24 protein-coding genes and 1 tRNA gene are annotated in these 26,751 nt (G+C 65.9%); 1 reads left to right on the forward strand and 24 read right to left on the reverse strand.

Annotation, left to right across the window (positions count from 1 at the left end):
- Positions 1–2: 2 nt before the first annotated feature.
- From AC1D09_RS23555 to AC1D09_RS23625, 15 genes are all read right to left on the reverse strand, one after another.
- Entirely contained in the window at positions 3–1,157 is a 1,155-nt protein-coding gene (locus AC1D09_RS23555) for a Gfo/Idh/MocA family protein (RefSeq protein ID WP_477664130.1), read from the reverse strand.
- Positions 1,154–2,179 carry a sugar phosphate isomerase/epimerase family protein gene (locus tag AC1D09_RS23560; RefSeq protein ID WP_477664131.1) on the reverse strand — a complete coding sequence of 342 codons (1,026 nt, stop codon included), beginning with the start codon at positions 2,177–2,179 and terminating at the stop codon, positions 1,154–1,156. The genes AC1D09_RS23555 and AC1D09_RS23560 overlap by 4 nt, the downstream gene beginning before the upstream one ends.
- A 7-nt stretch (positions 2,180–2,186) precedes the next feature.
- Positions 2,187–3,149 carry an ABC transporter substrate-binding protein gene (locus AC1D09_RS23565; RefSeq protein ID WP_477664132.1) on the reverse strand — a complete coding sequence of 321 codons (963 nt, stop codon included), beginning with the start codon at positions 3,147–3,149 and terminating at the stop codon, positions 2,187–2,189.
- A 68-nt stretch (positions 3,150–3,217) separates the two neighbouring features.
- Positions 3,218–4,207, reverse strand: coding sequence for an ABC transporter permease (locus tag AC1D09_RS23570; protein ID WP_477664133.1), 990 nt, complete (start codon positions 4,205–4,207; stop codon positions 3,218–3,220).
- 4 nt (positions 4,208–4,211) lie between these two features.
- The gene (locus AC1D09_RS23575; RefSeq protein WP_477664134.1) at positions 4,212–5,696 is read right to left on the reverse strand and encodes a sugar ABC transporter ATP-binding protein; all 1,485 of its coding nucleotides are present in this window, start codon (positions 5,694–5,696) and stop codon (positions 4,212–4,214) included.
- A gap of 7 nt (positions 5,697–5,703) precedes the next feature.
- Positions 5,704–7,029 carry a xylose isomerase gene (xylA, locus tag AC1D09_RS23580; protein ID WP_477664135.1) on the reverse strand — a complete coding sequence of 442 codons (1,326 nt, stop codon included), beginning with the start codon at positions 7,027–7,029 and terminating at the stop codon, positions 5,704–5,706.
- Positions 7,026–7,166 carry a hypothetical protein gene (locus AC1D09_RS23585; protein ID WP_477664136.1) on the reverse strand — a complete coding sequence of 47 codons (141 nt, stop codon included), beginning with the start codon at positions 7,164–7,166 and terminating at the stop codon, positions 7,026–7,028. The genes xylA and AC1D09_RS23585 overlap by 4 nt, the downstream gene beginning before the upstream one ends.
- A gap of 10 nt (positions 7,167–7,176) precedes the next feature.
- Positions 7,177–8,127 (reverse strand): SMP-30/gluconolactonase/LRE family protein, encoded by a 951-nt coding sequence (locus AC1D09_RS23590; protein ID WP_477664137.1) that lies wholly within the window; start codon positions 8,125–8,127, stop codon positions 7,177–7,179.
- A 12-nt stretch (positions 8,128–8,139) separates the two neighbouring features.
- Complete coding sequence (locus tag AC1D09_RS23595; RefSeq protein ID WP_477664138.1) at positions 8,140–9,135, reverse strand: ABC transporter permease; 996 nt, start codon at positions 9,133–9,135, stop codon at positions 8,140–8,142.
- Complete coding sequence (locus AC1D09_RS23600; protein WP_477664139.1) at positions 9,135–10,121, reverse strand: ABC transporter permease; 987 nt, start codon at positions 10,119–10,121, stop codon at positions 9,135–9,137. The genes AC1D09_RS23595 and AC1D09_RS23600 overlap by 1 nt, the downstream gene beginning before the upstream one ends.
- Positions 10,118–11,647 (reverse strand): sugar ABC transporter ATP-binding protein, encoded by a 1,530-nt coding sequence (locus AC1D09_RS23605; protein ID WP_477664140.1) that lies wholly within the window; start codon positions 11,645–11,647, stop codon positions 10,118–10,120. The genes AC1D09_RS23600 and AC1D09_RS23605 overlap by 4 nt, the downstream gene beginning before the upstream one ends.
- A gap of 20 nt (positions 11,648–11,667) precedes the next feature.
- Complete coding sequence (locus AC1D09_RS23610) at positions 11,668–12,771, reverse strand: sugar ABC transporter substrate-binding protein (protein ID WP_477664141.1); 1,104 nt, start codon at positions 12,769–12,771, stop codon at positions 11,668–11,670.
- Between the two features lie 134 nt (positions 12,772–12,905).
- Positions 12,906–13,883, reverse strand: a complete 978-nt coding sequence (locus tag AC1D09_RS23615; RefSeq protein WP_477701255.1) for an ABC transporter substrate-binding protein — start codon at positions 13,881–13,883, stop codon at positions 12,906–12,908.
- Between the two features lie 89 nt (positions 13,884–13,972).
- Positions 13,973–14,974 (reverse strand): NAD-dependent epimerase/dehydratase family protein, encoded by a 1,002-nt coding sequence (locus tag AC1D09_RS23620; protein WP_477664143.1) that lies wholly within the window; start codon positions 14,972–14,974, stop codon positions 13,973–13,975.
- On the reverse strand, positions 14,971–15,738 hold the full coding sequence (locus tag AC1D09_RS23625) for an SDR family NAD(P)-dependent oxidoreductase (protein WP_477664144.1): 768 nt from the start codon (positions 15,736–15,738) through the stop codon (positions 14,971–14,973). The genes AC1D09_RS23620 and AC1D09_RS23625 overlap by 4 nt, the downstream gene beginning before the upstream one ends.
- A 255-nt stretch (positions 15,739–15,993) precedes the next feature.
- Between AC1D09_RS23625 and AC1D09_RS23630 the strand changes: the two genes are divergently transcribed.
- Positions 15,994–17,217 carry a XylR family transcriptional regulator gene (locus AC1D09_RS23630; RefSeq protein ID WP_477664145.1) on the forward strand — a complete coding sequence of 408 codons (1,224 nt, stop codon included), beginning with the start codon at positions 15,994–15,996 and terminating at the stop codon, positions 17,215–17,217.
- Between the two features lie 93 nt (positions 17,218–17,310).
- Here AC1D09_RS23630 and AC1D09_RS23635 read toward each other — a convergent pair whose 3' ends face one another.
- From AC1D09_RS23635 to AC1D09_RS23675, 9 genes are all read right to left on the reverse strand, one after another.
- A complete protein-coding gene (locus tag AC1D09_RS23635) occupies positions 17,311–18,147 on the reverse strand; it encodes a hypothetical protein (protein WP_477664146.1) in 837 nt (278 codons plus the stop codon).
- A 439-nt stretch (positions 18,148–18,586) separates the two neighbouring features.
- A complete protein-coding gene (locus AC1D09_RS23640) occupies positions 18,587–19,465 on the reverse strand; it encodes a 2OG-Fe(II) oxygenase (protein WP_477664147.1) in 879 nt (292 codons plus the stop codon).
- Positions 19,466–19,669: 204 nt separating this feature from the next.
- Positions 19,670–19,745: transfer RNA gene (locus AC1D09_RS23645), tRNA-Phe, on the reverse strand.
- Between the two features lie 57 nt (positions 19,746–19,802).
- Entirely contained in the window at positions 19,803–20,483 is a 681-nt protein-coding gene (locus AC1D09_RS23650; protein ID WP_477664148.1) for a response regulator, read from the reverse strand.
- Between the two features lie 72 nt (positions 20,484–20,555).
- Positions 20,556–22,880, reverse strand: coding sequence for a sensor histidine kinase (locus AC1D09_RS23655; protein ID WP_477664149.1), 2,325 nt, complete (start codon positions 22,878–22,880; stop codon positions 20,556–20,558).
- Positions 22,877–23,551, reverse strand: coding sequence for a DUF4390 domain-containing protein (locus AC1D09_RS23660; RefSeq protein ID WP_477664150.1), 675 nt, complete (start codon positions 23,549–23,551; stop codon positions 22,877–22,879). The genes AC1D09_RS23655 and AC1D09_RS23660 overlap by 4 nt, the downstream gene beginning before the upstream one ends.
- Positions 23,532–24,869 (reverse strand): 16S rRNA (cytosine(967)-C(5))-methyltransferase RsmB, encoded by a 1,338-nt coding sequence (gene rsmB / locus AC1D09_RS23665; protein WP_477664151.1) that lies wholly within the window; start codon positions 24,867–24,869, stop codon positions 23,532–23,534. Before rsmB ends, AC1D09_RS23660 begins: the two co-directional genes overlap by 20 nt.
- Positions 24,870–24,984: 115 nt before the next feature.
- The gene (locus AC1D09_RS23670) at positions 24,985–26,301 is read right to left on the reverse strand and encodes an FCSD flavin-binding domain-containing protein (RefSeq protein WP_477664152.1); all 1,317 of its coding nucleotides are present in this window, start codon (positions 26,299–26,301) and stop codon (positions 24,985–24,987) included.
- Between the two features lie 15 nt (positions 26,302–26,316).
- Positions 26,317–26,640, reverse strand: a complete 324-nt coding sequence (locus AC1D09_RS23675) for a c-type cytochrome (protein WP_477664153.1) — start codon at positions 26,638–26,640, stop codon at positions 26,317–26,319.
- Between the last annotated feature and the right edge of the window lie 111 nt (positions 26,641–26,751).

Raw genomic sequence — 26,751 nt, forward strand, 5'->3', positions numbered from 1 at the left:
CGTCAGCGCATCGGCGTCCACTTGGCCTGGCTACCGGCGGACTCCACCACCTTCTCGATGAAGCGCACGCCGCGCGCGCCGTCGGCCAGGCGCGGGTAGTCGGCCTCCAGCGGATCGGGCGCCCGTCCCGCCTGCACCGCCCGGATGTGCGCGGCGACGCCGAGGTACACATTGGCGAAGGCCTCGAGAAAGGCTTCGGGATGGCCCGTGGGCAGCCGCGTGGCGCGGCGCGCGGCCTCGCCCAGCCAGGGCGAGCCGCGGGTCAGCACGCGCGCAGGGCCGTCGATGGGCTGGTGCACCAGGCGATTCGGCTCCTCCTGGTGCCACACCAGCGTGCCCTGGCTGCCGAACACCCGCAGGCGCAGGTCGTTCTCGCAGCCGACCTCGATCTGCGACGCGATGAGCACACCCCTGGCGCCATTGCTAAAGCGCAGCAGCACATTGCCGTCGTCGTCCAGGCGGCGGCCCGGCACAAAGGTGGTCAGGTCCGCGCAGATGCTGTCCAGCTCCAGGCCGGTCACCGTGGCCACCAGGTTTTCGGCGTGCGAGCCGATGTCGCCCATGGCGCCGGCCAGGCCGCTGCGCGCGGGATCGGTGCGCCAGCCGGCCTGCTTCTGGCCAGTGGCCTCCAGATTGGTGGCGAGCCAGCCCTGGTTGTATTCGACGATGACCTTGCGCAGCTCACCGATCAGGCCCTTGGCCACCAGCTCGCGGGCTTCGCGCACCATGGGGTAGCCCGTGTAGTTGTAGGTCACCCCGAACACGCAGCCGCTGCGCTGCGCGGCCCGCTCCAGCGCCTGGGCCTCTTCGCTGCTGTGCACCAGCGGCTTGTCGCAGACCACGTGGATGCCCGCCTCGGCGAAGGCCTGGGCCACCGGGAAGTGCACATGGTTGGGCGTGACGATGGACACAAAATCTATGCGCTCGTGCACCGGCCGCTTGAGCTCATCGGCCAGCAGGTCCTGCCAGCGCCCGTGGTTGCGCGCGTCGGCCAGCCCCAGCTCGGCGCCGGAAGCGCGCGCGCGCTGCGGGTCGGAGGACAGCGCGCCGGCCACCAGCTCCATCTGGCCGTCCAGCGCCATCGCCTTGCGGTGCACGGCACCTATGAAGGCGCCCTGCCCGCCGCCCACCATGGCGTAACGCAGCTTGCCCGTCATGACCCGGCCATCCCGCCCTGTTTGGCCTTGTCGAAGACGGCGTCGAAAGCGCCCGCCGCCGGCTTGAAGTCCAGCCGCTTGCAATAGGCCGCGCTCTCGGTGGCGCCGTGCACGCGGTCCATGCGGCTGTCCTCCCACTCCACGCTGAGCGGCCCGGCGTACGCGATGTCGTTGAGCGCGACGATGATGGACTCGAAGTCGATCATGCCGCGGCCCACGCTGCGGAAGTCCCAGTAGCGGCGCGCGTCGCCGAAGCTGGTGTGGCCGCCGAACACGCCGGCCGTCCCGTCGCCCTTGCCCCACCAGACGTCCTTCATGTGCACGTTGTAGATGCGGTCGCTGAAGGTGCGCAGGAACTTCACGTAGTCCACACCCTGGTAGCCCAGGTGGCTGGGGTCGAAATTAAAACCGAAGCGCCTGTGCCCCGCCACCGCCTCGACGGCGCGCTGCGCCGACGCCGTGTCGAAAGCGATCTCGGTGGGGTGCACCTCCAGGGCGAAGTTCACGCCGCAGGATTCGAAGACGTCCAGGATGGGTTTCCAGCGCTGCGCGAAATCCGCGAAGCCCTTGTCCCAGTACGCCTGCGGCGTCGGCGGGAAGGCGTACAGCGAATGCCAGATCGAGGAACCCGTGAAGCCGGTGACCGCCTTCACGCCCAGCTTGGCCGCGGCGCGCGCCGTGTCCTGCATCTCGCGCGCGGCGCGCTGGCGCACGCCCTCGGGATCGCCGTCGCCCCACACATGCGCGGGCAGGATGGACTGGTGGCGCTCGTCGATCAGGTCGCACACGGCCTGGCCCACGAGGTGGCTGCCGATCGCGAAGCAGCGCAGGCCGTGCTTTTCCAGCAGGTTGCGCTTGTCCTGCAGGTAGCGGTCGCTGCCCAGCGCTTCCTGCACGTTGAAATGGTCGCCCCAGCAAGCGAGCTCGAGCCCGTCGTAGCCCATGCCGCGCGCCAGGGGTGCGAGTTCGGCCAGCGGCAGGTCGGCCCACTGTCCGGTAAAAAGTGTGACGGGTCTGGCCATGATTGCCTCAGAACGGGGAGTCGGGGAAATAGTACTGTTTGGCGTTGTCCTTGGTCACCAGCACCGAGGGGATAATGGTGGAGGCCGGCAGCTTCTCGCCCTTGACGCGCGCGGCCGCGGTGAGTTTCATCGCGTCGGCGATCATGGCGGGCGAGTAGGTCACGTCGGCCGTAACCATCTTGTCGCCGTCCATCACCTTCTTGATGTAGTCCTTGGAGCCGGCGCCGCCCAGCACCATCTTGATGTCGCCGCGCTTGGCCTGGTCTATCGCCTTCTGCACGCCCACCGCCATGTCGTCGTCCGAGGCCCACACGGCGTCGATCTGCTTGAAGCGCGTGAGGTAGTCCTGCATCACCTTGAAGGCATCGTCGCGGTTCCAGTTGCCGTGTTTGGCATCCAGCACCTTGATGTCGGGGTGGCTCTTCATCACCGCCATGAAGGCGTCGACGCGCTGGTTGTCGATGACCGTGGGGATGCCGCGCAGCACGACGACGTTGCCCTTGCCGCCCATGGCCTTGGCCATGTACTCGCCCGACACCTTGCCGAAGCCGGGGTTGTCGCCCGCCACGTAGGCGTCCTGCGCGCCGGCGTCGGTCAGGCCCCGGTCCACCACGGTGACGTACACGCCCTTGCCCTTGACCTGCGCGACGGGCTGGGTGAGCGGCGCGGACTCGAAGGGAAGAATCACCAGCGTGTCGATCTTGTTGGCCGTCTGCAGGTCCTGCACCTGGTTGGCCTGTTCGGCGGCCGAGCCGGCCGTCTTGACGGTGACCTTCAGGCCGGGGTACTGCTTTTCCAGTTCCGTCTTGGTGCGGTTGGCCCAGTACACCACCCCGCCCGTCCAGCCGTGGGTGGCGGCGGGGATGGACACGCCGATATGCGGCTTGTTCTGCGCCAGCGCCGCCGGCGCGGCGCCGAGCAAGGCCAGGACGGCGGCGCTTGCCGCCAGCAATTGGGTGATCGGTTTCATGGTTTGTCTCCTCTTTGGGTTGGCTGAAAGGTTGGCTGAAAAAACGGCAGCTCCGCCGGTGAACTCCATCATTTACGCCCGCGCTGGAAGAACGCCACCGCGATGATCACAAAGCCCTGCACCGCGGCGTTCAGGTACACGCTGATGATGCTGGTGAGGTTCAGGATGTTGCTGATCACCGAAAGCAGCACCGCGCCAATGACGGTGCCGGTGATGCTGCCGGCGCCGCCCTTGAGCGCCGTGCCGCCGACGATCACGGCCGCGATCGCCTCGAGCTCCCAGAGCAGGCCGGTGGACGGCGAGGCCGAGCCCAGGCGCGGCACGTAGAGCACGGTGGCGATGCCCACACAAACGCCCAGCAGCACATAGGTCAGCACCTTGACGCGGTCGACCTCCACGGCCGCATAGCGGGCCACCTGCTCGTTGGAGCCTATGGCCTGCACGTAGCGGCCGTAGGCCGTGCGGTTCAGGATCAGGCCGCCCAGCAGCGCAACCACGACAAAGACCCACACCGGCACCGGCACACCCAGCCAGCTGCCGTAGTACACCGGGCCGTAGGCGGTTGCCAGTGAGCCGTCCAGCGTGATCGCGCCGCCGTTGGAGAAGTAGGTGAGGTAGGCGCGGAAAATGCCCAGCGTCCCCAGGGTCACGATAAAAGGTTCTATGCGACCCTTGCTGATCAGCAGGCCGTGGGCCAGGCCGAAGAGCGCGCCCAGGCCGACGGCGCATGCCATGCCGGCCAGGATGGCGGCCAGCGGCGGCCAGCCGGCGCCCGCGGCGGCGTTCATCAGCAGGATCATGGCGCCCGCGATCAGCGCCGCCATGGACCCCACCGACAGGTCTATGCCGCCGGAGATGATCACAAAACACATGCCCACGGCAATGATGCCGATGAACGCCGTTCGGGTCAGCACGTTCATGGCGTTGTCCAGGCTGGCGAAGTTCTCGTTCAGCATGGCGCCCAGCACGCACACCAGCACCAGGCCCGCCAGCGGGCCGCCGCCGCGCAGGCCGGCCCAGCGGCGCGCCATCATGGGCGCTGGCGATACACCAGCCATGGGTTTAGTGGGTTCCAGTTGCATGGGCGATCAGCAGTTCTTCGGTGAGCTGGTCCTGCGGCAGCTCGGCGGCCATCCGGCCCTGGCGCATGACGATGACGCGGTGGCACAGGCCTATGAGCTCGAGCAGCTCGGACGAGACGATGACGACGGCGCGGCCCTCATCGGCCAGGCGCCGGATCAGGAAATAAATGTCGCGCTTGGCCCCCACGTCCACGCCGCGCGTGGGCTCGTCGAGCACCACGACTTGCGGCTGCGGCTGCAGCACGCGGGCCAGCGCCAGCTTCTGCTGGTTGCCGCCGGACAATGCCGACGCCGGCACGCCGGCCGCCGCGCGTATGCCGAAGGCTTCGCTCGCCTGCTTCAGGGCCGCGCGCTCCGCCGCGGGATCCAGCCAGGGCTGGGCGTAGCGCTCCAGGGCCATCAGCGTGAGGTTCTCCGGCACGCCCATGCGCAGGTGCAGGCCGCGGCCCTTGCGGTCCTCGCTGAGGTAGGTCAGCCCCAGGCGCGCGGCCGAGCGCGGGCTGCGCCGCGTCCACGGCCGGCCCGCGACGTCCACCGCCGCGCAGCTCGCGGGGCGCAAGCCCAGCAGGCCTTCAAACAATTCAGTCCGCCCGGCGCCGACCAGCCCGGCAAAACCCAGGATCTCGCCGGCGCGTACCTGGAAACTCACGTCCTGCGCCCAGCCGGGCACCTGCAGGTTCTGGACCTTGAGCAGCGCCTGCGCGCCATCGGGCACGGGCTGCCGCGGTGGAAACAGGTCGCTGAGCTCGCGGCCCACCATGAGGCTGGCCATCTGCTGGCGGGTCACGCTGCCCGTGGGCCGGTGCGCCACCAGCCGGCCGTCGCGCATGACCAGCACTTCGTCGGTGATGCGCTCGACCTCGTCCAGCTTGTGCGAAATGTAGAGCACCGTGGCACCCTGGCTACGCAATTGCGCGATCAGTGCGAACAGCCGCTCGGTTTCCGACGGTGTCAGCGTGGCGGTGGGTTCGTCCATCACCAGCACGCGGGCATTGCGGCTCAGGGCCTTGGCGATCTCCACCAGCTGCTTCTCGGCCACGATCAGGTCGCGCACGCGCCGGCCGGGGTCGCAGGCCAGGCCCACCGAGCGCATGGCCGCCTCGGCGCGGCGCGCCATCGCCCGCTCGTCCAGCAAGCCGTGGCGCGTCAGTTCGTGCCCGAGGAAAATGTTCTGCGCGATGCTCAGGTCGTCGGCGAGGTTGAACTCCTGGTGGATCATCACGATGCCTTCGGCCTCGGCGTCGCGCGGCCCCCTGAAGCTCACGGCCTGCCCGCCTATCTCCACCGAGCCCTCGCTGGCCGGCTCATAGCCGGCCAGTATCTTCATGAGCGTGGACTTGCCGGCGCCGTTCTCGCCCAGCACGCCGTACACGCGACCGGGCGCGAAAGCGAAGCTCACGCCATGCAGCACCTGCACGGGCCCGAAGCGCTTTGTCACCTGCTGGAAGCCGACGTCCGGGTTCATGGTGCACTCAGGCGACGGGGTCGAAGATCGCCGCGTTCACGCGGTTTTCCAGCCACTCCTGCCGCCCGCTCACCGGCCGGGGCCGCAGGTCCTGCACAAAGGCGTATTCCGCCACCTCGCTGAGCTTCATGTCCCCGCCCAGGATGCCGCGGCCCAGGTCACCGTCCCAGCGGGCGTAGCGCTCGGTGCGAAAGCGCTCGAGCTCACCGGCCTCCACGAGCCGCGCGGCGCTCTTGAGTGCCAGGGCCAGCGCGTCGATGGCGCCGGCGTGCCCGTGCAGGATGTCCACGGGGTCCATGCTCTGGCGGCGCACCTTGGCGTCGAAGTTGAAGCCGCCGCTGCCGACCCCGCCCGCGCGCAGGATCTCGTACATCGCCAGCGTGAGGTCTTCCACGCTATTGGGGAACTGGTCGGTGTCCCAGCCGTTTTGCGGGTCGCCCCGGTTGGCGTCTATGCTGCCGAAGATGCCCAGCGCGGCGGCCGTGGCGATCTCGTGCTGGAAGCTGTGCCCCGCCAGCGTGGCGTGGTTGGCCTCGATGTTCAGCTTGATCTCGCGCTCCAGGCCGAAGTCCTTGAGGAAACCATAGACCGTGGCGCTGTCGTAGTCGTACTGGTGCTTGGTGGGCTCCAGCGGCTTGGGCTCTATCAACAGCTGGCCGGCGAAGCCTATCTTGTGCTTGTGCTCCACCACCATCTGCATGAAGCGGCCGAGCTGGCGCCGCTCGCGGCGCAAGTCGGTGTTGAGCAGCGTGTCGTAGCCTTCGCGTCCGCCCCACATCACGTAGTTCGCGCCGCCCAGGCGATGCGTCGCATTGAGCGCGCTGAAGACCTGCGTCGCGGCGTAGGCGAAGACTTCGGGGTCGGGGTTGCTCGCGGCGCCGGCGGCGTAGCGCGGATGGCTGAACAGGTTGGCCGTGCCCCACAGCAGCGCGATCCCCGTTTCCTGCTGCTTTTGCGCCAGCACGTCCACCATGGCCGAAAGGTTGCTGCGGTAGTCCGCCAGGCTTGCGCCCTCGGGCGCCACGTCGGTGTCGTGAAAGGTGTAAAAGGGCACGCCCAGCCGCGAGATCAGGCCGAAGGCAGCGTCGGCCTTGCGGCGCGCCAGCGTCAGCTCGTCACCCGGAACATGCCAGGGCCGCGCGAAGGTCGGCTGCCCGAACACATCGTTGCCGGGCCACACAAAGGTATGCCAGTAACAAACGGCCAGCCGCAGGTGCTGCTCCAGCGTCTTGCCCAGCACGCGCTCCTTGGCGTCGTAATGACGGTAGGCCAGCGGATTCGTCGACTGCGGGCCCTCGTAACGGACCTGGGGAAGGGATTCAAAGGAAGTCATGTCTGCGCCGGAACAATCAAAATGGCGATGCTAGTCCTGGTGCCGCCGCGCAAGTTTGCGAATTTGGCGAGCGCTGCTTGTGAAATTTCTTTCTGCATTGCAGCAATTGGCGGGATATGCATGATCACCGCCGGCATGGCCATCCCCTCAGCCGGCTCGCGGCGCGGAAACGCTCGCACCGGAGGTCGCCAGGTAGCAGGCATACAGCGAAGTCGTCGCCGTGATGAACAGCCGGTTGCCGCGCGGGCCACCGAACTCGAGGTTGGCCACCGGCTCCGGGATGAGGATCTTGCCCAGCAGCTCGCCCTGCGGCGTGAAGCAATGGACGCCGTCGCCGGCGCTGGTCCAGACATTGCCGAGAACGTCCACGCGTAACCCGTCCGGGATGCCGGTGTCCACCGTCGCGAACACCTCGCCACCCCGCAGCCTGCCCTCATCCACCTCGAACGAACGGATGTGGCGCGGTCCCTGGGGGTCGTGCGAGGCGCCCGAATCCGCGATGTAGAGCCGCCGCCCATCGGGCGAAAAGGCCAGCCCGTTCGGCTGGACGAAGTCGGTCACGGCCGCCTCCACGCGGCCGCTGGCGGGATCGACGCGGAACACGTAGCGGCCGCCGTACTCAGGCTCCGCCGCATAACCCTCGTAATCCGAGAGGATGCCGTAGGACGGGTCGGAGAACCACAAGGCCCCATCGGGCCCCAGCACCAGGTCGTTGGGTGAGTTGAGTTTTTTTCCCTGGAACGAGGAGGCGAGCATCGTGCGGTGCCCGTCGTGCCCGGTGCGGCTCACGCAGCGCGTGCCGTGCTCGCAGCTGAGCAGGCGGCCCTGGCCGTCACGCGTGTTGCCGTTGGCGAAATCGGAAGGCTTGCGGAACTCCAGCACACAGCCGGGACCGGCACCGTCGGGCACCCAGCGCAGGATGCGGTTGTTGGGGATGTCGCTGAACAACAAAAAATCACCCGCGGGGAAATACACCGGCCCTTCGGCCCAGCGCGCGCCGCTGTAGAGTTTTTCCACAAAGGAATTGGGCGGTACCAGGCCGCGAAAGCGGACGTCATGCAGGCGGAAATCACCGCGGATGCCATAGTGTTCACCCATGCTCACCTCCCTTCATCTCACTTTGGCCGATCTTCCGTACAGCAGCAGCATGGCCAGTATCAGCGCCCCGTAGATGATCTGGCGGCCCGCCTCGGGCATCTGCAAAACCGCCAGCATGCTTTGCAACAGCACGATGAACACGACGCCGGCGACCGTGCCCAGGTAGCTGCCGCGCCCGCCCAGGATGTTGGTGCCGCCCAGCACCACGGCCGCAATCGCCGGCAGCAGGTAGGGGTCGCCCATGGCCTGGTAGGCGTTGCCGGAATACCCGGCCAGCATCACCCCGGCGAACGCCGCCAGCATGCCGCAAGCGACAAAACAGGCGACCGTCATCCTGGCGGTGCGCACGCCGCTGAGGTAGGCGGCGCGCTCACTGTTGCCGATCACGTAGACATAACGGCCGGCTGCGGTGCGCGTGAGCAGCAGGTACACCAGCAGCGAAACGGCCGCCCAGGCCAGCACCGCGTTGGGCAGGCCCAGGGTCCTGCCCACGGCCAGCTCGCGCATCAGCGGGGTGGCTGCGTCCTGGGGCGCATGGCCGCCGGTGTACAGCACCATCAGCCCCTGGAGCACGGCGTTGGCGCCCAGCGTGAAGATCATCGAGGGGATGCGCAGCAGCGCGACGCCCAGGCCGTTGGCCAGCCCCACCAGCGCGCCGCAAAGCAGGCCGGCCGGAATAGCCCAGCCGGCCCCATAGGCCGCGCCCGCGGCTGCGGCCATCATGGCGCCGGTGGTGATGGTCCAGGGCACCGACAGGTCGATGTGGCCCAGCAGGATGACGGCCATCAGCCCCGCCGCGGCCAGCCCGAGGAAAGCGGCGATCTGCAGCTGCTGCAGCAGGTAGGCGGGCATCAGGAAATTGCGGTTCACGGCGCTGCCGGCCAGCAGCAGCAACAGACAGCACAGCCCCACCACGGCGGGCGGGTTCAGCAGCAGGCGCTGCACGGGGCTCTTCGTCTTCGCGGCTGCGGACGAAGGCTGCGCGGCGACCAGTTCGGTGGCACCCATCAGAACAGCTCCAGGCGGTTTCGCACGCGCAGCACGCGCGCCGCGCCCATGCACACGGCGGCCAGCAGGATCAGGCCCTCAAAAAGGGGCTGCCAGAGCGCCGGCGCGTTGAAGACGAACAGCAGGTCGCCTATGGTGCGCAGCACAAAGGCACCCAGGATGGAGCCGACCATCCCGCCGGTACCGCCGTACAGCGATGTGCCGCCTATCACGACCGCCGCGATCGAATTGAGGGTGTACAGGCCGGCCTGCGGGCCGCTGGCTTCGCCCGACAGCGCGATCAGGGACAGCAGCAACCCGGCCACACCCGAAAGCAGGCCGGCGACGGTATAGGCCAGGAACTTGGCGCGCTCCGACGGCACGCCGGAGAGGTAGGCCGCCTGCTCCGAGGACCCGACCGCATAACAGGCGCGGCCCGTCACCGTGCGCTTCAAAGGCATCCATCCCAGCACGACGAGCGCGGCCAGCAGCACCATGGTGGTGGGGATCACGCCGAACAGCCGGCCGGTCAGCGCGTCCGACAGCCCCTCGCTGACCTCGCCGCCCGGCGCGGGCCGCAGCAGCAGGGCAAAGCCGAAATACACCGCGCCGGTGGCGAGCGTGACAATGATGGGCTGCAGGCGGCCGAACACCACGATGGCGCCGTTGAGGGCGCCCGCCGCCGCGCCGCAGGCCAGCACCAGCACAATGCCCAGCGCCACCTGCCAGGGCGCCCCGTTCACGACCGTGGAGGCCAGGCAGCCGGTCAGCACCATGACCATGCCGACGGAGAGATCCAGCCCCCGGGTGATGACGGGCAGCGTCTGCGCCATGGCCACGATGGCCAGCAGCACCGCCTTGTTGGACGCGGTGGTCACAATGGCCGCGGAAATCGAGCGCGGGTGCTCCATCAGGAACAGCGTGAACATCACGACGAACACCGCCAGCGCGGCCAGCGGCCCGCCGTTGCGCCGCAATGCCATGCGCCATTCGCCGCGCCGGTTCATACGGTGGCGGCCTCCCGGCCGCCGGAAGAAACGTTGAGCGAGGACGCCACGATGGCGTGTTCGCTGATATCGCCGCCGGCCAGCGTGCGGGCGATCCGGCCCTCGTACATGATGAGCACGCGGTCGGCCAGGCCTATGAGCTCCTCATAGTCGGTGGAATACAGCAGCACGGCCACGCCCCGGGCGGCCAGCTCGCGCAGCAGCGCATACAGCTCCTGTTTGGTGGCCACGTCGATGCCGCGGGTCGGGTCGTTGAGCAGCAGCACGCGCGGCTGGGTCATCAGCCATTTGGCGATCACCACCTTTTGCTGGTTGCCGCCCGACAAGGTCTGCACCGGGTCTTGCGCATCGCCTATCTTGATGCGCAACTGCTCTACCATGCGCGCCACGGCGGAGGACTCCGCCGCCGCGCTGAGGATGCCCAGATGCGCCAGCGCCGGCAGGTTGGCCAAGCTCATGTTCTCGCGGATGCTCATGGGCAGGATCAGCCCCTCGGTCTTGCGGTCCTCGGGGATCAGCGCGATGCCCAGTTCCGGGTCCTTGCACACATGCGGCGCCAGGTCGCGGCGCAGCTGGCCGAATACCTGCACCTGGCCCTGCACGCCCTTGAGCACGCCGAACAGCGCCAGCAGCAACTCCCGCTGCCCCTGCCCGTCCAGCCCTCCCAGCCCGACGATCTCGCCGGCCTTGATCTCCAGCGAGATGTCGTGCAGCGCGGGGGGCCAGCCCAGACCCTGCACGCTGATGGCGGGCTGGGCCCAGGGCGCGGGACCGGCTTTCGGCGGGTAGGTCTTGGCGACGTCGCGGCCTATCATCAGCTGCACCACCTCTGCATCGGAGCGGCTGCCGCCGGCGAAGCTGTCCACGCGCCTGCCGCTGCGAAACACCGAGCAGGTGTCGGCCAGCGCCTTGACCTCGTGCATGCGGTGCGAGATGAACAGGATGCCCACGCCGCGCGCGCGCAGCTGGAACAGCAGCGTGTAAAGCCGTTCCACGTCCTCGCTGCTCAGGGCGGAGGTCGCCTCGTCCAGGATCAGCAGGCGCGGCTGCAGGCTCAGCGCCTTGGCGATCTCGATCAGCTGGCGGCGTGAAAGCGGCAGGTCCCGCACGCGCTCCCCGGGATGGATGTCGCCGCATCCCAGCATGGCCAGCAGGGTGGCGGCCTGCGCCCGCTGCGCCTTCGCGTCGATCAGCCCGCGCCGGCGCGGCGGCCGCGACAGGAAGATGTTCTCGGCCACCGAGAGGTCCGGCACCAGGGACAGCTCCTGGAACACGCAGGCGATCCCATGGTCGCGGGCGACGTTGGGCGAAGCCAGGCGCAGCTCCACGCCTTCCATCAGGATGCGGCCGGCGTCGGGCTGCACCACCCCGGCGATGACCTTGATCAGGGTGGATTTGCCCGCGCCGTTTTCCCCCAGCACGGCGTGGATCTCGCCGGCATGGCAGGTGAGATCCGCGCCGTCCAGCGCTCGCACGCCCGCGTAGCGCTTGGAGATGTCCTGGAGCTGCAGCAAGGTCTGGGGCACGGTGCCTTCCTTCAGGTCCTTCAGGTGTTCCCCTCGCTCTGCTTCATGATGTCCGGCGCCGTGATGTTGATGTTGCACGGCGGGAACTCATTGGCCACGTAAAACGTGTCCGGCAAATCGGGATAGAAGTTCTTGCCCGGCGCCATCTGCGCGTATTCCACATAAGGGATGGGCACCGAGATGTACTGGGGCAGCTTCTGCCCTTGCAGCGCGGCGATGGCCGCCTTCAGCGCCACGGCGACCAGGCCGGGGGACTGCGCGGCCGAAGCACCCTTGAGCCCGTCCTTGTGGTGCGCATAGACCATCTTGCGAAAACCGTTCTCTCCCTCGGCGCCTATCGGCACAAAGGGATGCTTGGCCTCGATGAGCGCGCGGACCGTGCCGTTGGAGCCGGCCTGGGTGTAGATGCCGTTGAACCGGCCGTGCACGGCGATGGCGTCTGCCGCCACCTTCTGGGAGGTGCCGTCGTCCCAGTTGCCGACCACCTCGACGATCTGCACGCCCTTGTGCTTTTCCATGATCTCGCGAAAGCCCAGGTGCCGGTCGCGGTCGACCGAGTTGCCCGGCAGCCCGCGGATTTCCAGCACCTTGCCGCTGGTGACGCCGTTCTTCTCCAGCCAGCGCCCCATGAGGCGGCCCATCTCGAACTGGTCCTCGTTGACCTGGATGACCTCGTCGGTGTCCAGCACGTTGTCGAAGGGGATCAGGACCACACCCGCATCCTTGGCGCGCTTGATCACCGGCTTGAAGGAGGTGGGCGACACCGCGATGGTGAGGATGGCGTCAAAGCCCGCATTGATGAAGTTGTCGATGGCGCCCAGCTGCGCGGCGACATCGGTGCCGGTGGAGACCACCTTCAGCTCCTTGATGTGAGGCTTGATGTCGGGCGTCGCCGCGTAGGCCTTGAGCGACTTGATCATCTGGATGCGCCAGCTGTTTCCCGCATAGCCGTTGGCCAGGGCGATGCGGTAGGGGCCTTTCTTGGCCGGGTACTGGATGGTCTTGGTGCTGGCGGAAAAGGGCTTGAAGCAGCCCGGCTCATAGGTCTGCGCCGCCGCGCGCCCCGCAATACCAGCCAGTGCTGCGCCGGCGCTTGCGGCAAGGAGGTCTCGTCTTGTATGCATTGCTGTCTCCTGATCTTTTTTTGCCGGCCTGGCGGCATGCGCGCGATCGCGAAACCGCGCGGGTTGCTCGTAATGGGCCGCGACTTCCAGGCCAGTCGCTTTCCTGTCACCCCACGAATGCAAAAACCGTTTCGCTAGTATTTGCGGTTGGGGAATTCCTTGGCCGCAACTTCGGCTGGGAATACACCTTCGATCGTCTTGATCCAGCGCGGCAGGGGCTGGCCGGCGGCGGCCTTGGCCGCGGCCTCCATCAGCTGCGGGCCCAGCAGCGGGTTGCACTCCACGCTCACATTCATCTTGCCGGCGATCATGGCTTCGAAGGCCCCCTTGACGGCGTCGACGCCGATGACAAGGATGTCCTTGCCGGGCTTGAGGCCCGCCTCCTCGATCGCCTGGATCGCGCCTATGGCCATGTCGTCGTTGTGCGCGTAGAGCACATTGATTTTTTTGCCCTCGGCCTTGAGGAAGGCTTCCATCACCTCCTTGCCCTTGGCGCGCGTGAAGTCACCGGTCTGGGAGCGGATGACCTTGTAGCGCGCATTCCCCTTGAGGACTTCGTCGAATCCCTTCTTGCGGTCTATGGCCGGGTCCGAGCCGACCGTTCCCTGTAGCTCGACGATATTCACCGTCCCCGTGCCGTTCTTGGTGTTATCCAGAAGCCACTGCGCCGCGCGGCGGCCTTCCTCGACGAAATCGGAGCCTATGAAGGTGGTCCAGGTGGACGGATCCTTCACCACCACGTTGCGGCTTTCCAGGATCACGGGAATCTTCGCGGCCTTGGCTTCCTTGAGCACCGTGTCCCAGCCGGTCGTCACCAGCGGCGCGAGGATGATGACGTCCACCTTCTGGCTGATGAAGGAGCGGATCGCCTTGATCTGGTTCTCCTGCTTTTGCTGCGCGTCGGAAAACTTCAGTTCATGGCCGGCCGCCTTGGCCGCGGCTTTTACCGACTCGGTATTGGCGGTCCGCCATTCGCTTTCGGCACCCGTCTGGGCAAACCCGATCACCAGCTTCTTGCCGGCGGCTTGGGCACGGGCAAACGGGCTCCATGCCGCCGCCAGGCCGGCGCCGGCCAGAATTGCCGTGAAAGTGCGTCGCTGAAGCTGTCTCATGTCCTGTCTCCTCAAGTTGGTTTTTTGAATCGCGCCGCCACTCCTTGCTTTCAGCTTCTCCCGGTGCGGCGGCGGGAGCAGCGGTGTTGCTATCCGGGATACCAGACGACGCGGGGCTCATCGGCGGAGCGCCGGTAGGCCCACGCGGCCTCCACGAGCCGCGCCATGTCGTAGCGGGGCCGCCAGTCCAGAAGAAATTTCGCCTTGCTGTTGTCCAGCCATGTCGAGTGGTAAGGCGTGCGCAGGGGAACCAGCGGCACGCCGCGCGTGCGCGCCAGGTAGTCGCCCAGTTCGCCGTAATCGACAGGCTCGTCCATGCAGACGTTCATGCGCTGGTGCCTGGCCCGCGGCGCATCGAGGGCCAGCAAAAGCGCCTCCACCAGGTCGTCCACATGCACGAAGTTGCGCTTGACCGGCTTGCCTTGCGGATCCAGCATGACCGGAACAGCCCCTGACGCGCTGTATTCGCGCGCCTTGTCCGCCCCCACCAGTTCATGCCAGCGCGGGCCGCCGAAGACGTCCTCGCCGAAAGACAGGGCGTAACGGAAGTCGTCTTTTTCCATGATCCAGGGCGCGCGCAGGCAGCAGCTGTCAAGCCCGTACTGGATCTGGTATTGCTCCAGCATCACTTCCTCGAGCACCTTGGACAGGGCATAACACCCCGGGTAGGCGCTGTGCGGCTGGCTCTCGACGACGGGAACACCGTGCGGATAGTAAAAATGGCCTACCGCGGCATCGCCGCCCACCAGCAGGAACTGCCGGAATGATTTGCTCACGCGGCATTCCTCGAGCAGCCAGAACATCCCCTTGACCGCCACGTCCATCACCTCGTCCGGTGTCTCCTTGCTGGTGGCAAGGTGCAGCACGTGCGTGGCGCCTTCCAGCGCGCGGCGGACGTCGGCGCGATGCTGGATGGAGCCTTGCACCGATTCGACGCGAGGATGCGGCGGCAAAGTCCGGTTGTGGCACAGCGCGCGAATTGCGAACCTGCCGTAGCGCGCATCGCCCTGCAGGCGGTCCATGAACGCGCGCCCGACCTTGCCGGTCGCGCCCGTCACCAGGATGAGATCGCGCGCCGCCGTAGCGTTCATGTCCAGCCACCGTCGACGACCAGGTCATGCGCGGTGATCATGCTGCTGTCATCCGACGCGAGGAAGAGCACGGCGCGCGCGAGGTCCGCGGGCGCAAGTTCGCCGGGCAGGCATTGCGCCTTGGCCAGTTCGACCTTGGCTTGCGGTGTCACCCACAGCCGGATCTGCTTTTCAGTCATGACCCATCCCGGCACAACTGTGTTGACGCGGATGCGATGGGCGCCGAAGTCGCGCGCCAGGCTTCTGGTGAGCCCCTGGACCGCGGACTTGCAGGTGGTGTACACGGGCATGCCGCCTGTCTTGACCATCCAGCTCACGGAACCGAAATTGATGATCGAGCCTCCGCCCAGGGCTTTCATGTCCTTGAAGACTTCCTGCGCGGCAAAAAAATAGTGCTTGAGGTTGACCGCCACGCCGCGGTCCCAGGACTCCGGCGTGGTCTCTTCAATGAGATGGCGCTGGTCATTCGCCGCGTTGTTCACCAGCACCTGGATGGCGCCTATGCGCTGGCGCAGCGTGCCGATGGCGCTGCGCAGGCGAGGCGTGTCGGTGACGTCGCATTCCTCGAAATGAACGCCGTGCAGGCCTTCACGCGCCAGCCGGGCCTGCAAAGCCAGGGCGCCCTCGGTATCGATGTCCACAAACCCCACCTTGGCGCCTTGCGCGGCGAAGTGCTCCACCAGGGACGCGCCTATCCCCGTCGCGCCACCGGAGATGAACACGCTCTTGCCCTTGAGACTCGGATAGCGGGTTTGCTCAGTCATCGAGTTCCTCGTTGCTTGCCCGGAAACCGTTGGCATTTCGCGCACACGAAAAAGCGGCGTCTTCGTGCGTCGACGCCCGCGGATCCGGCTCGCGATGCCACGCGACGGGGCCCGGACGGTACCCGCATCACGACCAGCAGAGTGGCGATGCTAGCGGGCGCGCCCGCGCTGCAGCTTGCGAAATTGCCGAGCGCGGCTTACGAAATTTCTTTCTGCATCGCAGCAATCAGCGCAATGTGCCAAGATCGGCCTTCCATGACCAAAAGCCCGACCACGCGCCGGCCCGACCGGACCAGCGGCCCCGCAGTCCTGCGCGTGGCCCTGCTGTTCCACGCCAGCAAGGTCTATGACCGCGAGATCCTCATCGGCATCGGCGACTATGTGAAGCAGACGCGCGTGGCCTGGGACCTGTTCCTCGAGGAGGACTTCCGCTTTCGCCTCGATGGCATCCACGAGTGGGAGGGCGACGGCATCATCGCGGACTACGACGACCCCGCCGTTGCGCGGGCGCTCGCAGGCGCCCATGTACCGGTCATCGCCATCGGCGGCTCGTACGAAGACCCCGCCTGCTACCCGGGACAGGTCCCCTACGTGGCCACCGACAACCAGCTGCTGGTCGCGCGTGCGCTCGAGCACCTGGTGGAAGCCGGTGTGACGCGCTTCGCCTGCTACAGCCTTCCGGAATCGCCGCTCAACCGCTGGGCGCAGGAACGCGAGAGGGCGTTCTCGGCATGGCTGCTGCGCAACGGCGCTTCGGGCGAGATCCACCGCGGCCTGGCCACCAGCGCCCCCACCTGGGGCAGCGCCACCAAAAAACTGATCGACTGGCTGGACAGCCTGCCCAAGCCGATAGGCATCGTCGCCGTCACCGACGCGCGCGCGCGCCAGCTGCTGCAGGCCTGCATCGTCGCCAACATCGCGGTGCCTGACGAAGTCGCGATCATCGGCATCGACAACGACACGCTGGGACAGCACCTCACCCGCATCGAGCTCAGTTCCGTGAGCCAGGGCACGGCCGAGATGGGCCGCCGCGCGGCGCAGCTGCTGCACCAGGCGCTGAGCGGCTCGCCGGTGCGCGGCGCGCGCGTGGTGGTGCCGCCGGCCGAGGTGCACAGCCGGGCATCGACCGCGCGCAACGTCCAGCACAGCCCGCCGGTGATGCGGGCGCTCTATTACATACGCCAGTACGCCTGCCAGGGCATCAAGACCGAACAGGTGGCCGAGATGATGGGCATGTCGCGTTCGTCGCTGGAGATGTACTTCCGCCGGGACCTCAAGCGCTCCGTGCACGACCTGATCCTGCAGTGCAAGCTGGAGCACTGCTTTGAACTGTTGGCCCACACCGACACCGGCATCGCGGAGATTGCGCTGGCCTCGGGCTTTCGCTCGGTGCAATACCTGAACGCCGTGTTCCGGCGCGAGGTGGGCTCAACACCCGCGGTGTGGCGGGAGGCCAGGCAGGCTGTTGAGGCCCGTTGACCTGTGCATGCTGCGCACCAATATGGGCGGGCCTGAATGGCAGCCCTGGCGGCTGCCTCAAGCCGCACTCACCTTTGAACCATCGAGCCGATCTCAGCCTGCCAAGGCGGTTTCGAGAATAGGCCTTATGTCCCGGCTCCGCATGGCCTCAAATCCGGCTTCTTCTATCGCTTGGCGGCGAGCGTCGTTGAAGACGATGTTGTGGCATTCCTGAACAAGCATTGACGGGGCCGCGACGCAGATTCCGGCGCGAATATCCTCTTCAATAACAGTTTCTGGATCAATGTCGGCCACGACAGCTTTGCGATTGGCCAGCAGATAAGAAACGCGAACGACCTCGAATATTTTTTTGGCCGTATAGAAATGGATGTTCACGACGAGTTTTGACCGCGCAATCAACTCGTCCCTGGCCTTCCCATACAGGCCGCACACAAAGACCGCCTTGAGCCCGGAATGGCACAGATGAAAGAATGCATCCATCCGATCGGGTCCGGGTGCTCCGTACATCAGAACGTCAATGTCCTGGACCGGCGCTTTGGGGATTCGCGTCAGAGGCTCCGCATAACCCACCGGCACGATCCGGCAATCCGCGTTGAGTTTCTGCCACGCCTCCGCATTTCCTTCGCTGTACTCCCATATCTTGAAATTCGCCGCAGCGTACAGCATCGGCGGCTTCAGTGTGGTCTCGCCTCGAATTTGCTCGAAGTTATAAACAATGGTGGAGGGTGGCAGCTTGCTAATCACATCCATCTCAAGCATCTGGGCGCCAAAGATGATGTTCGTTGCCGATTCAGAGAAGGTGTCTACGCCGAACTCCACGGTGTGCCCTAACTCACGCAGGCCCCAGACGACGGACTCAATGACTTCCTGGTAGGCGTGTAAGCCATACGCCCGGCCTTCGCACATGATGTGACTGACGTGGTATTTCAATTGAACTCCTCGTATTGGCGGCTCGGCTGAAATTCATCGATCAAGCCTTCAAGCCATTTGTTAAGCATCATTATCGACAAGCCACCGGCGGCCCTGCAATGCGGCCTCGGCCACGCCTTCTGCCGGGATGCGGGGGCATTACAGCGGGGCATCTTACAGGCACTCCGTACCCTAAGGGGCGGCGGCGCATCCTGGAAAACGCCCCCCCCCCGCGAATCCCCATGTTGCCGCAGCATCAGAGGCCCTCCAGTACCCCGACACCCAGGGAAAGCGGCTCACCAGAAAGTCAAAAAGCCCTTGAATCCGTGGGGAATCAAGGGCTTGCGCATCCGGTAGCCTGGGGCGGAACGAAGCACCGACACAAGGATTTTCAGCCTCCACCAAAACCGTGATGTGGCCGAGCGCCACATAAGAAGGTACCGAGAAAATTTCTCACGGGCTATTTATTAAAGTATTTCTTTTTTACGTTACGCAGATTTCTATACAGGATGGGCGGGAGTAAATCCCTGAGAGGCGGAATCACGCTGCTCACCTGTGGCGCAGGCACGTTGCTCAACTGTATTTTCTTAGCCTCATTTTCCGAGCGAGCCCGAAACTGCGTGTTCAGGTTGGGGACTTCGTCATAAATTGCTTTTGACGCGGTGTAGTAATAAAGCGCCAAGGATTTTCTCGTAATCGCATCCGGGGTATTCAAGGGGTCAGGATGCCCGTGGTAGGAATCGGCGTCCGTATTAAAAATTACGCATCGATTGAATACGGGCTGGATGCCCTTTACTTTTCCAGTCATCTCTCTATCCCAAATTTCCAGTTCCCCGCCGTACGCCTGATCCCAATCCTTGTTCAAATAGATCAACACATTCAATCTTCTATTCAGATGTAGCTGATTTTGAATTCGAAAATCGGCATGAATGCCCAGCTTTCCGCCTTTTGCAATCTCATGAAACCCGCCGCCAGAAAAATATGGATCGGAAATCAATCCATCGATGGTGGTGAGGCCCTCTAAAAACTGCATAAAAGGGGCAGAGTTAAAGAACAGAAAATAATTCAGTGCCGCTTGATTGCAGGCGTAAGGCAATATTTGTCTTTTGTTGTGCTCAAAATACCCGCCAACAAAATTCACCTCGCCATCCTGTTTTTCCAGCGGAAAATTGCCCAAAATACCTTCCGCCATCGCTTCCGGCAAAAAATTGTCCAACACGATATGGGGGTAGGGTTCGGCGAAGCAATATTCCCCAGCGAGCTCTTCACCCAGGGCACGCGCTAGTTTCGCGTCCAGGAATATTCCGTTCATGAGCTCAACCGGCAAATTAACTTGCATGTCGCCATCCGTTACTTTGAAAATTATGTGCTGCCCAATTTCCGTTTACTTGAATCTACCATCAACGGAAATTCCGGCACCAGGCGCGCGGAATGCGGCGAAGGCTCACTTTCACTTCCCGGCAACAGGAGAAATCTCAAAGCCGCTAGCCCGGGCATGAAAAACGCCCCAGGACCCGAAAAGGGCGCTGGGGCGCATGGAATATGGTGGCCTGGGGCGGAATCGAACCACCGACACAAGGATTTTCAATCCTCTGCTCTACCGACTGAGCTACCGGGCCTGAGCCTTAGATTATATATCACCCGCGAGGGGCGCCCGGCAGGCCGGCCGCAAAAGCTCAGATACCGCGTTTGCCGCGCGTGAGATCGACGCCCAGCTGCTTGAGTTTGCGGTACAGGTGGGTGCGTTCCAGGCCGGTTTTTTCGGCGACGCGGGTCATGGAGCCGCCTTCCTTGGCGAGGTGAAACTCGAAATAGGCTTTCTCAAACTCGTCGCGCGCGTCGCGCAGCGGCTTCTCCAGCAGAAAGCTCTGCGTGGCCTGGGGACCCAGGTCGACGGGCGCCGGCAAGGTGCCGCCGGTCATCACGGCCTCCACCGTGAGGTCGGCCAGGGGCATCGCGGAATTGCTGTTCAGGGCGGCGGGTTTGCGCGGGGAGGCCTTGCTCAGGCCCTGCTCGACGGCCTTGAGCAGCTTTTGCAGCGTGATCGGTTTTTCCAGAAAGGCCATGGCGCCAATCTTGGTGGCCTCGACGGCGGTGTCTATGGTGGCATGGCCGCTCATCATGATGACGGGCATGCTGAGCAGTCCGCTGGAGGACCATTCCTTGAGCAATGTCACGCCGTCGGTGTCGGGCATCCAGATATCCAGCAGCACCAGGTCGGGCCTGGAGCGCCCGCGTGCGGCACGGGCCTGCGCCGCGTTTTCTGCGAGCTCGACCTGATGCCCTTCGTCATTGAGAATTTCTGAGAGAAGGTCGCGTATGCCCAGCTCGTCGTCGACCACCAGAATATTTGCCATGATTGAATTGCTGCCTGCCTGTTGTTGCGATGCCGTGCGGATCTAGAAATCGAAGTGTTACTGAATGTGTTGTTAAGCCACAACTGCAAATGATAACGACACTTGCGCCCCCTGCACCGCGCCGTCCACCACGCGGTTGGAAATATCGACGCGCGCGCCGTGCTCGTCGGCGATTTTTTTGACCACCGCCAGCCCCAGCCCCGTGCCCTTGACCTTGGTGGTGACATAGGGTTCGAAGGCGCGCTTGAGGATGTGCTCGGGGAAACCGGTGCCTTTGTCGCGCACGCTCAGGCGCACGCGCTTGGAGGCCTCGGAGTATTCGGTCTTGAGGGTGACGAGCGCGCCCTCCTTGCCTTCCTGGGCGTCCTGCGCATTTTGCAGCAGGTTGTGGATGACCTGGCGCAGTTGCTGGGCGTCACCCTGGATCAGCGGAGCCTTGGGGTCGAGTTCGGTGACGACGGGCACGGCGGCCGCGGCATCGCTGCGCCGCCCGCCATGGCCGTCGCTGTGGTTGTCGTGCAGGTAGAGCTGCATGACGTCGGCGACCAGGGCATTGAGGTCCACGGGTTTGAGCTCGGCGGCGGGCAGCCGGGCGTAATCGCGGAACTCGTTGACCAGCCGCTTCATGGCGTCGACCTGGTCCACGATGGTCTTGACGGATTTGGTGAGCAGCTGCTGCTCGGCCTCGCCGACCTTGCCGGTGAGCTTCATTTCCAGGCGCTCGGCCGACAGCTGTATGGGAGTGAGCGGGTTCTTGATCTCGTGGGCCAGCCTGCGCGCCACCTCGCCCCAGGCCTGGGCGCGCTGGGCCGAAACCATTTCGGAGATGTCGTCGAACACCAGCAGGAATTCCTCGGTGCCGGGCATCTTGGCGCCGCGCGCGATCAGCGTGATGGCGTTGTCGGGCGCGCCGGGCATGGCAGCGTTGAGCTCGAACGACTGCTGCCAGTGCTCCAGCCCGTGCGGCGCGGCGTCGCTAAGGTAGTCGGCGAACTGGGCCAGCACATCCTTGGCGAACACGCCCAGCCCCGGCACCTCGCCGAGCGACTGGCCGTGGTAGGCCGCCAGCGGCGCGCGCAGGATGCGTGTGGCCCCCGGATTGCTGGACTGGATGCGGCCGCGCACGTCCAGCACGATGACGCCGGCCGTGAGGTTGTCCAGGATGGTCTGCAGGTTGGCGCGCGCCGCGTCGACCTGGCTCATGCTGTGCTGCACCGCCGTGCGGGCATCGGACAGCTGCTGCGTCATGTCGGCAAAGGAGCGCGTGAGCCCGCCGAGCTCGTCCTTGCCTTGCAGCGCCGCCTTGGGCGTGAGGTCGCCCTGGGCCACCTGGCGCACGCCTTCGGCCAGCACCAGCAGCGGCTTGGCCAGCTGGTTGCCCAGCAGCACCGCCAGCAACACCGCGCCGAACACGGCGAGGAACAGGCTGAGCGTGAGCGTGCCTATGTACATCTTGCGCAGGCCGCCGCGCGCCAGCGCGCGCTCCTGGTATTCGCGATTGGCTTCCTGGACGGCGACGGCATTGGCCACCAGGCCTTCCGGCAGCAGCTGGGTCACCTGCAAAAAGCGCGCATCGCCCAGCACATTCACATTGGGGCTGTTGACCACCGCGACGGCCTTGACGCGCGGCGCGTTGCCGGCATTGGCCGGCGGGCCGCTGGCGCCCGCCGTCAGCTCTCCGTTGCCGGCGGACACCACCTCGTCCAGGCCCTCGATCTGCGTGACGACGCGCTGCGTGCGCGCGCTGCGCAGCTGTTGCACCGAAGGCCGCTCGGGCTTGAGCAGGAAGCGCGAGTCGCCGGCGCTGGCGATCACCTGGCCCGAGGGGCTCCATAGCACCACATCGCTGGCCTGCAGCTGGTCGCGCAGGCGCTCCAGCGCCAGGCCCGCCATGGCGTCAGGCGTTTCGGCGATCTGCGTGGCGGCCTGCCGCGTCTTGTTGCCGAGGTCGGCGGCCAGGGTGTCCAGCGTGGCGCGGCCCAGGTTCAGGCCGGCGGCCAGGGCGCCCTCGACTTCGACGTCGAACCAGCTTTCGATGGAGCGCGAGACGAACTGGTAGGACACCACGTAAATCATCAGGCCCGGCGCCAGGCCGACCAGCGCGAAGATGGCCGCAAGCTTGACCAGCAGGCGGCTGCCGAAGCGGCCGCGGCGCAGCCGCAGCAACAGGCGCACGATGATCCAGCCGATCACCAGCAGCAGCAGGCCGGCAACGGCGATGTTGAGCGCCAGAAGCAGCGCGTAGTTGCGTTCGTAGAGTTCGCGGTTGCCGGTGGCTTGCGTCAGCAAAAACATCAGCACCAGGCCCAGCGCCACGATGGTGCCTATGCCGACACCGACCGTCCAGCGAAACGCCTTGCTGCTCTTGAGGGAGCCGCCGCTGACCTGCAGGTTCACTTGGTGGCCTCGGTTCCTGGGGCCGCCGGGGCGGCTTGGGGTGCGACGGGCTCCAGCCTGAGCTTGTCCTTGACCTGCGCGGAAATATTCCAGTCCCGCTGGCCGGCCACGCCGATCTGGAAGGGCCGCGGCAGCTGGGATAAATCCAGCCTGAAGTTGAAGTCCAGCTTGTAGGAGGCGTCCGGGTCCACGTCACCGGCTTCGGCAATCTTCCAGCGGGCCACGCGTTGTATGGCCGAGAGCGCGTCGGACAGGGTTTCGTAATTCTGGTTCAGGGTGGCGCGCAGGCCGGAGGAGCTGGTGATCAGCCCGGACGCGATGTTGACGCGCCAGCGGCGGGTCAGCGGCTGGTAGGCCAGGCGTATGGTGCGGGCGGTGCTGGCCACGCGCGGGTCGGTCCAGTACCAGCGATCCCGGTAGATATCGGCCTCGGCCACAAAAAACAGCGGGATGCCCTTGAGCAGGGCGTCCTCGACCACCGGCGGAAGGTCAAAGCGGACCAGGGCGGACAGGTGCACCCCGTCCTCGCCGCGCTCCACGCGCAGCTGCGTGATTTCGGTGGCCGAGGCCGGCGCGCTCGCCCAGGCCAGCAGCACGCACAGGCAGGCCCCCAGCAGCCAGCGCGCGATGGCATGCCCCGGCCGCCAACAGTCAGTGGCCGCTTTTTTCAAGGAGTGCGTAATAAAAACCGTCGTGCTCACGCATCAAATTGTCCGGGAAGACCGTCGCTTCCACGCCACTTTGCGGGAGCAAATGCCCCGGCGAGGGCCTTAATAGGGCGTCGGTGTGGTGCGTAAGAAACGTTTGTATCTGCTTGTCGCCTTCCGCGCGAAAAACCGAGCAAGTGCAGTACAGCAGGCGCCCGCCGGGTTTGAGCAGGGGCCAGAGCGTCTGGAGCAGCTTGGCCTGGATGGCGGCCAGCTGGGCGACGTCGGTGGGCCGGCGCAGCCAGCGCACGTCGGGGTGGCGCCGCACGATGCCGGAGGCGGTGCAGGGGGCGTCCAGCAGGATGCCGTCGTAGGGCCGGCCATCCCACCAGCCGTCCGGCTGGCCGGCGTCGCCCACGCGAACCTCGGCCTGCAGGCCCAGGCGCAACAGGTTTTGCCCCACGCGCTCGCAGCGGCGGGGGTCAATGTCCAGCGCGGTCACCTTGCAATCGGCCAGTTCCAGCAGGTGGGCGGTTTTGCCGCCCGGGGCGGCGCAGGCGTCGAGGATATGGAGCCGGGCATCGCCCCCCCCCGGTTTGGCCAGTTCCTGCAGCAGCAAGGGCGCCGCCAGCTGGGCGGCGGCATCCTGCACCGAAAAATGCCCCTCGGCAAAGCCGGGCAGGCTGGGCACGGGGCGCGCCGCCGCCAGAACCACACCGTGCCGGCCCACCGGCGAGGCGTCTATCCCGGCCGTCGCCAGCGCCTGCAGATAGCCGGCCTGCGTCGTATGGCGTTCATTGACACGCAGGATCAGCGGCGCGCGGCTGTTGTTGGCCTGCAGCACGGCCTGCCACTGCCCGGGATGGTCCTTGCGCACACGGTCTATCCACCACTGCGGATGGTTCCAGACGGCTTGCGGGCTTTTTTCGGTGCGCGCCACCAGTTCGTCGCGCTCGCGCAGGAAGCGGCGCAGGCAACCGTTGATAAAGCTGGCCTGGTGCCGGGTGGCGTCGCCGAGCTTGGCGGCCTCGACGGCCTGGTCGACCAGGGTATGGGAGGTGTAAGGCGCGCCCTCCTCCGTCCAGATCAGGGCCAGCGCCACGCACAGCAGGGCGTCGGCTTCGGGTGGCGGCGGGCGGCGGGCCAGCTGCTGGCGCAAGGCCTCGGCGCGGCCCAGCCAGCGCAGCGTGTGAAAGCCCAGCGACTGCACGCCGGGCCGCAGCGCGGCGTCAATGTCTTCCAGCGCAGCGGTCATGGACTGGCCGTCGCGCACGGCCATCAGCAGGGAAGCGGCTCCTTGCAGCTGGCGCCACAGGGGGACTTGGGTGGGGGAGTCTTGCATCTATCTCACGTCTACCGCCCGGAACGGACGGCCAGCCCGTATTAGACCAGCCCCCAAGGTTGCCCACTGCGCAGGGCCTGCGGCCCCTGCTCGCAATCGAAACAGCCGAGGCCGGTCAGGCCAAAGTGTCTGCCCAGATATTGCTGGCCCAGTTCAGCGCGTAGATACCCTCAAGCTCGGTCGGTCCGGTGCTGACGCCGCCCGAGCCGGCAACGGCCTTGAAGGTTTTTTCGGCGGCCACGTATTCATGCACGCTGGCCACGTGTATCACGTTCTTGTTGTCGACAAAGCTGTAGCAGGTGTTGGTCAGCATGGGCGCCGGGTTCACATCCCAGCCCGAGAGCTGCGCCACGATGGCGGCGGCGGCCACCTTGCCGTGGTTGTTGGCCATATGCCCGCTCTTGGGCATGGCCGGCGCCACCTGGATGGAGTCGCCGAGCACATGCACGTCCTTGGCGGCGGTGGACTCGAACGTCAGGTAGTTGACGCCGCACCAGCGGTTGTTGGCCTGGTTGTTCAGGCCCGCCTGCACGGCGATGCTGCCGGCGCGCATCGCGGGCAGCACGTTGAGCACATGGGCCTTGACGTCGTCCTGCACATCGAACCTGATGATGCCGGCCTTGGTGTCGACCGCCGTGGCCTTGTGCTGGCCACGGTATTCAACAATGCCTTTGTACTGCTCGGCCCAGACCTTTTTGAACAGCGGGCCCTTGGAGGTGACGTCGGGATTCGCGTCCAGGATCAGCACCTTGCTGCGCGGCTTGGCGGCCTTGAAGTAGCCGGCGATGACCGAGGCGCGTTCGTAAGGGCCGGGCGGGCAGCGGTAAGGCGCCTCGGGAATCGTGATGGCGTAGACGCCGCCGTCGGGCATGGCTTCGAGCTGGCGGCGCAGCGCCACGGTTTCGGCGCCGGCCTTCCAGGCCTGCAGCACCTGGCCGGCGGCGTTGGCCTCCTTGAGGCCTTCTATGCTGCCGAACATCAATTCCACGCCGGGCGAGACCACCAGCTTGTCGTAGGCGATGGTGGCGCCGCGGGCCAGCGTGACGGTTTTCTTCGCGGTGTCTATGGCGCTGGCGTAGTCCTTCACCACGGTGATACCGTGGGCGCGCGACAGGCTCGCGTAGGAAGTCGTGAGGTCGGCGATCTGCTTGCCGCCGCTGAGCACGAGGTTGGAGATGGGGCAGGAGACAAAGGCGTCCTGCGGCTCGATCAGCACCACGTCGATCTGGTGGTCGGACAGCAGGCGCACGTATTTGGCGGCGGTGGCGCCGCCGTAGCCGCCGCCTATCACCACGACCTTGGCCTTGGACGGAACGGCGGTGCTGGCGCAGCCGGCCAGGCCCAGCAGGCTTAGCGCGGCCGTGGACTGCAGGAAGGAGCGGCGCTTGAAGCCGGCCGGGGAAGCGGAGGGAGGTTGGAGAAAGTTATTCATGGTGTTCTTTCGTCCTTACTTCTTTTGCGCGGCAAAGTAGCCGGCCAGCGACTCGATCTGCGCGTCGTTAAAGCCCTTGCTGATCTGGTGCATCACGGTGGCCGGCCGCGTGCCGGTCTTGAAGGCGTTCATCTGCGCGACGATGTAGCCCTTGTCCAGGCCGGCCAGCGAGGTGACCGTGGAGCCCTCCACCACTTTGCCGTTGGTGCCGTGGCAGTTGGCGCAGGTGGCGGCCAGGCTTTTGGTGTAGAGAGCTTCCTTGCTTTGCGCCTGGGCCAGGGGGCCGAGGGCGAGGCAAAGCAGCGGCAGGGCGAGCCTGGCGAGTCGTGGGATTCTCATGGGTTTTTCTCCTGGCGTGTTCAAACGCCGGTTGCATATTCAACTGACAATTTAACGCGATGCCCCCGGCACCCTATAGGGAGTATCCAGTACTTCGGCGCACCGCGTCAT

It is taken from the genome of Polaromonas sp. P1_A2 (genome assembly GCF_056406895.1).

Excerpts from the sequence above, each read along its gene's own strand:
- AC1D09_RS23555 (WP_477664130.1), bottom strand. The coding sequence starts at position 1,157 with ATGACGGGCAAGCTGCGTTACGCCATGGTGGGCGGCGGGCAGGGCGCC.
- AC1D09_RS23560 (WP_477664131.1), bottom strand. The coding sequence starts at position 2,179 with ATGGCCAGACCCGTCACACTTTTTACCGGACAGTGGGCCGACCTGCCG.
- AC1D09_RS23565 (WP_477664132.1), bottom strand. The coding sequence starts at position 3,149 with ATGAAACCGATCACCCAATTGCTGGCGGCAAGCGCCGCCGTCCTGGCC.
- AC1D09_RS23570 (WP_477664133.1), bottom strand. The coding sequence starts at position 4,207 with ATGGCTGGTGTATCGCCAGCGCCCATGATGGCGCGCCGCTGGGCCGGC.
- AC1D09_RS23575 (WP_477664134.1), bottom strand. The coding sequence starts at position 5,696 with ATGAACCCGGACGTCGGCTTCCAGCAGGTGACAAAGCGCTTCGGGCCC.
- xylA (WP_477664135.1), bottom strand. The coding sequence starts at position 7,029 with ATGACTTCCTTTGAATCCCTTCCCCAGGTCCGTTACGAGGGCCCGCAG.
- AC1D09_RS23585 (WP_477664136.1), bottom strand. The coding sequence starts at position 7,166 with ATGCCGGCGGTGATCATGCATATCCCGCCAATTGCTGCAATGCAGAAA.
- AC1D09_RS23590 (WP_477664137.1), bottom strand. The coding sequence starts at position 8,127 with ATGGGTGAACACTATGGCATCCGCGGTGATTTCCGCCTGCATGACGTC.
- AC1D09_RS23595 (WP_477664138.1), bottom strand. The coding sequence starts at position 9,135 with ATGGGTGCCACCGAACTGGTCGCCGCGCAGCCTTCGTCCGCAGCCGCG.
- AC1D09_RS23600 (WP_477664139.1), bottom strand. The coding sequence starts at position 10,121 with ATGAACCGGCGCGGCGAATGGCGCATGGCATTGCGGCGCAACGGCGGG.
- AC1D09_RS23610 (WP_477664141.1), bottom strand. The coding sequence starts at position 12,771 with ATGCATACAAGACGAGACCTCCTTGCCGCAAGCGCCGGCGCAGCACTG.
- AC1D09_RS23615 (WP_477701255.1), bottom strand. The coding sequence starts at position 13,883 with ATGAGACAGCTTCAGCGACGCACTTTCACGGCAATTCTGGCCGGCGCC.
- AC1D09_RS23620 (WP_477664143.1), bottom strand. The coding sequence starts at position 14,974 with ATGAACGCTACGGCGGCGCGCGATCTCATCCTGGTGACGGGCGCGACC.
- AC1D09_RS23625 (WP_477664144.1), bottom strand. The coding sequence starts at position 15,738 with ATGACTGAGCAAACCCGCTATCCGAGTCTCAAGGGCAAGAGCGTGTTC.
- AC1D09_RS23630 (WP_477664145.1), top strand. The coding sequence starts at position 15,994 with ATGACCAAAAGCCCGACCACGCGCCGGCCCGACCGGACCAGCGGCCCC.
- AC1D09_RS23640 (WP_477664147.1), bottom strand. The coding sequence starts at position 19,465 with ATGCAAGTTAATTTGCCGGTTGAGCTCATGAACGGAATATTCCTGGAC.
- AC1D09_RS23650 (WP_477664148.1), bottom strand. The coding sequence starts at position 20,483 with ATGGCAAATATTCTGGTGGTCGACGACGAGCTGGGCATACGCGACCTT.
- rsmB (WP_477664151.1), bottom strand. The coding sequence starts at position 24,869 with ATGCAAGACTCCCCCACCCAAGTCCCCCTGTGGCGCCAGCTGCAAGGA.
- AC1D09_RS23670 (WP_477664152.1), bottom strand. The coding sequence starts at position 26,301 with ATGAATAACTTTCTCCAACCTCCCTCCGCTTCCCCGGCCGGCTTCAAG.
- AC1D09_RS23675 (WP_477664153.1), bottom strand. The coding sequence starts at position 26,640 with ATGAGAATCCCACGACTCGCCAGGCTCGCCCTGCCGCTGCTTTGCCTC.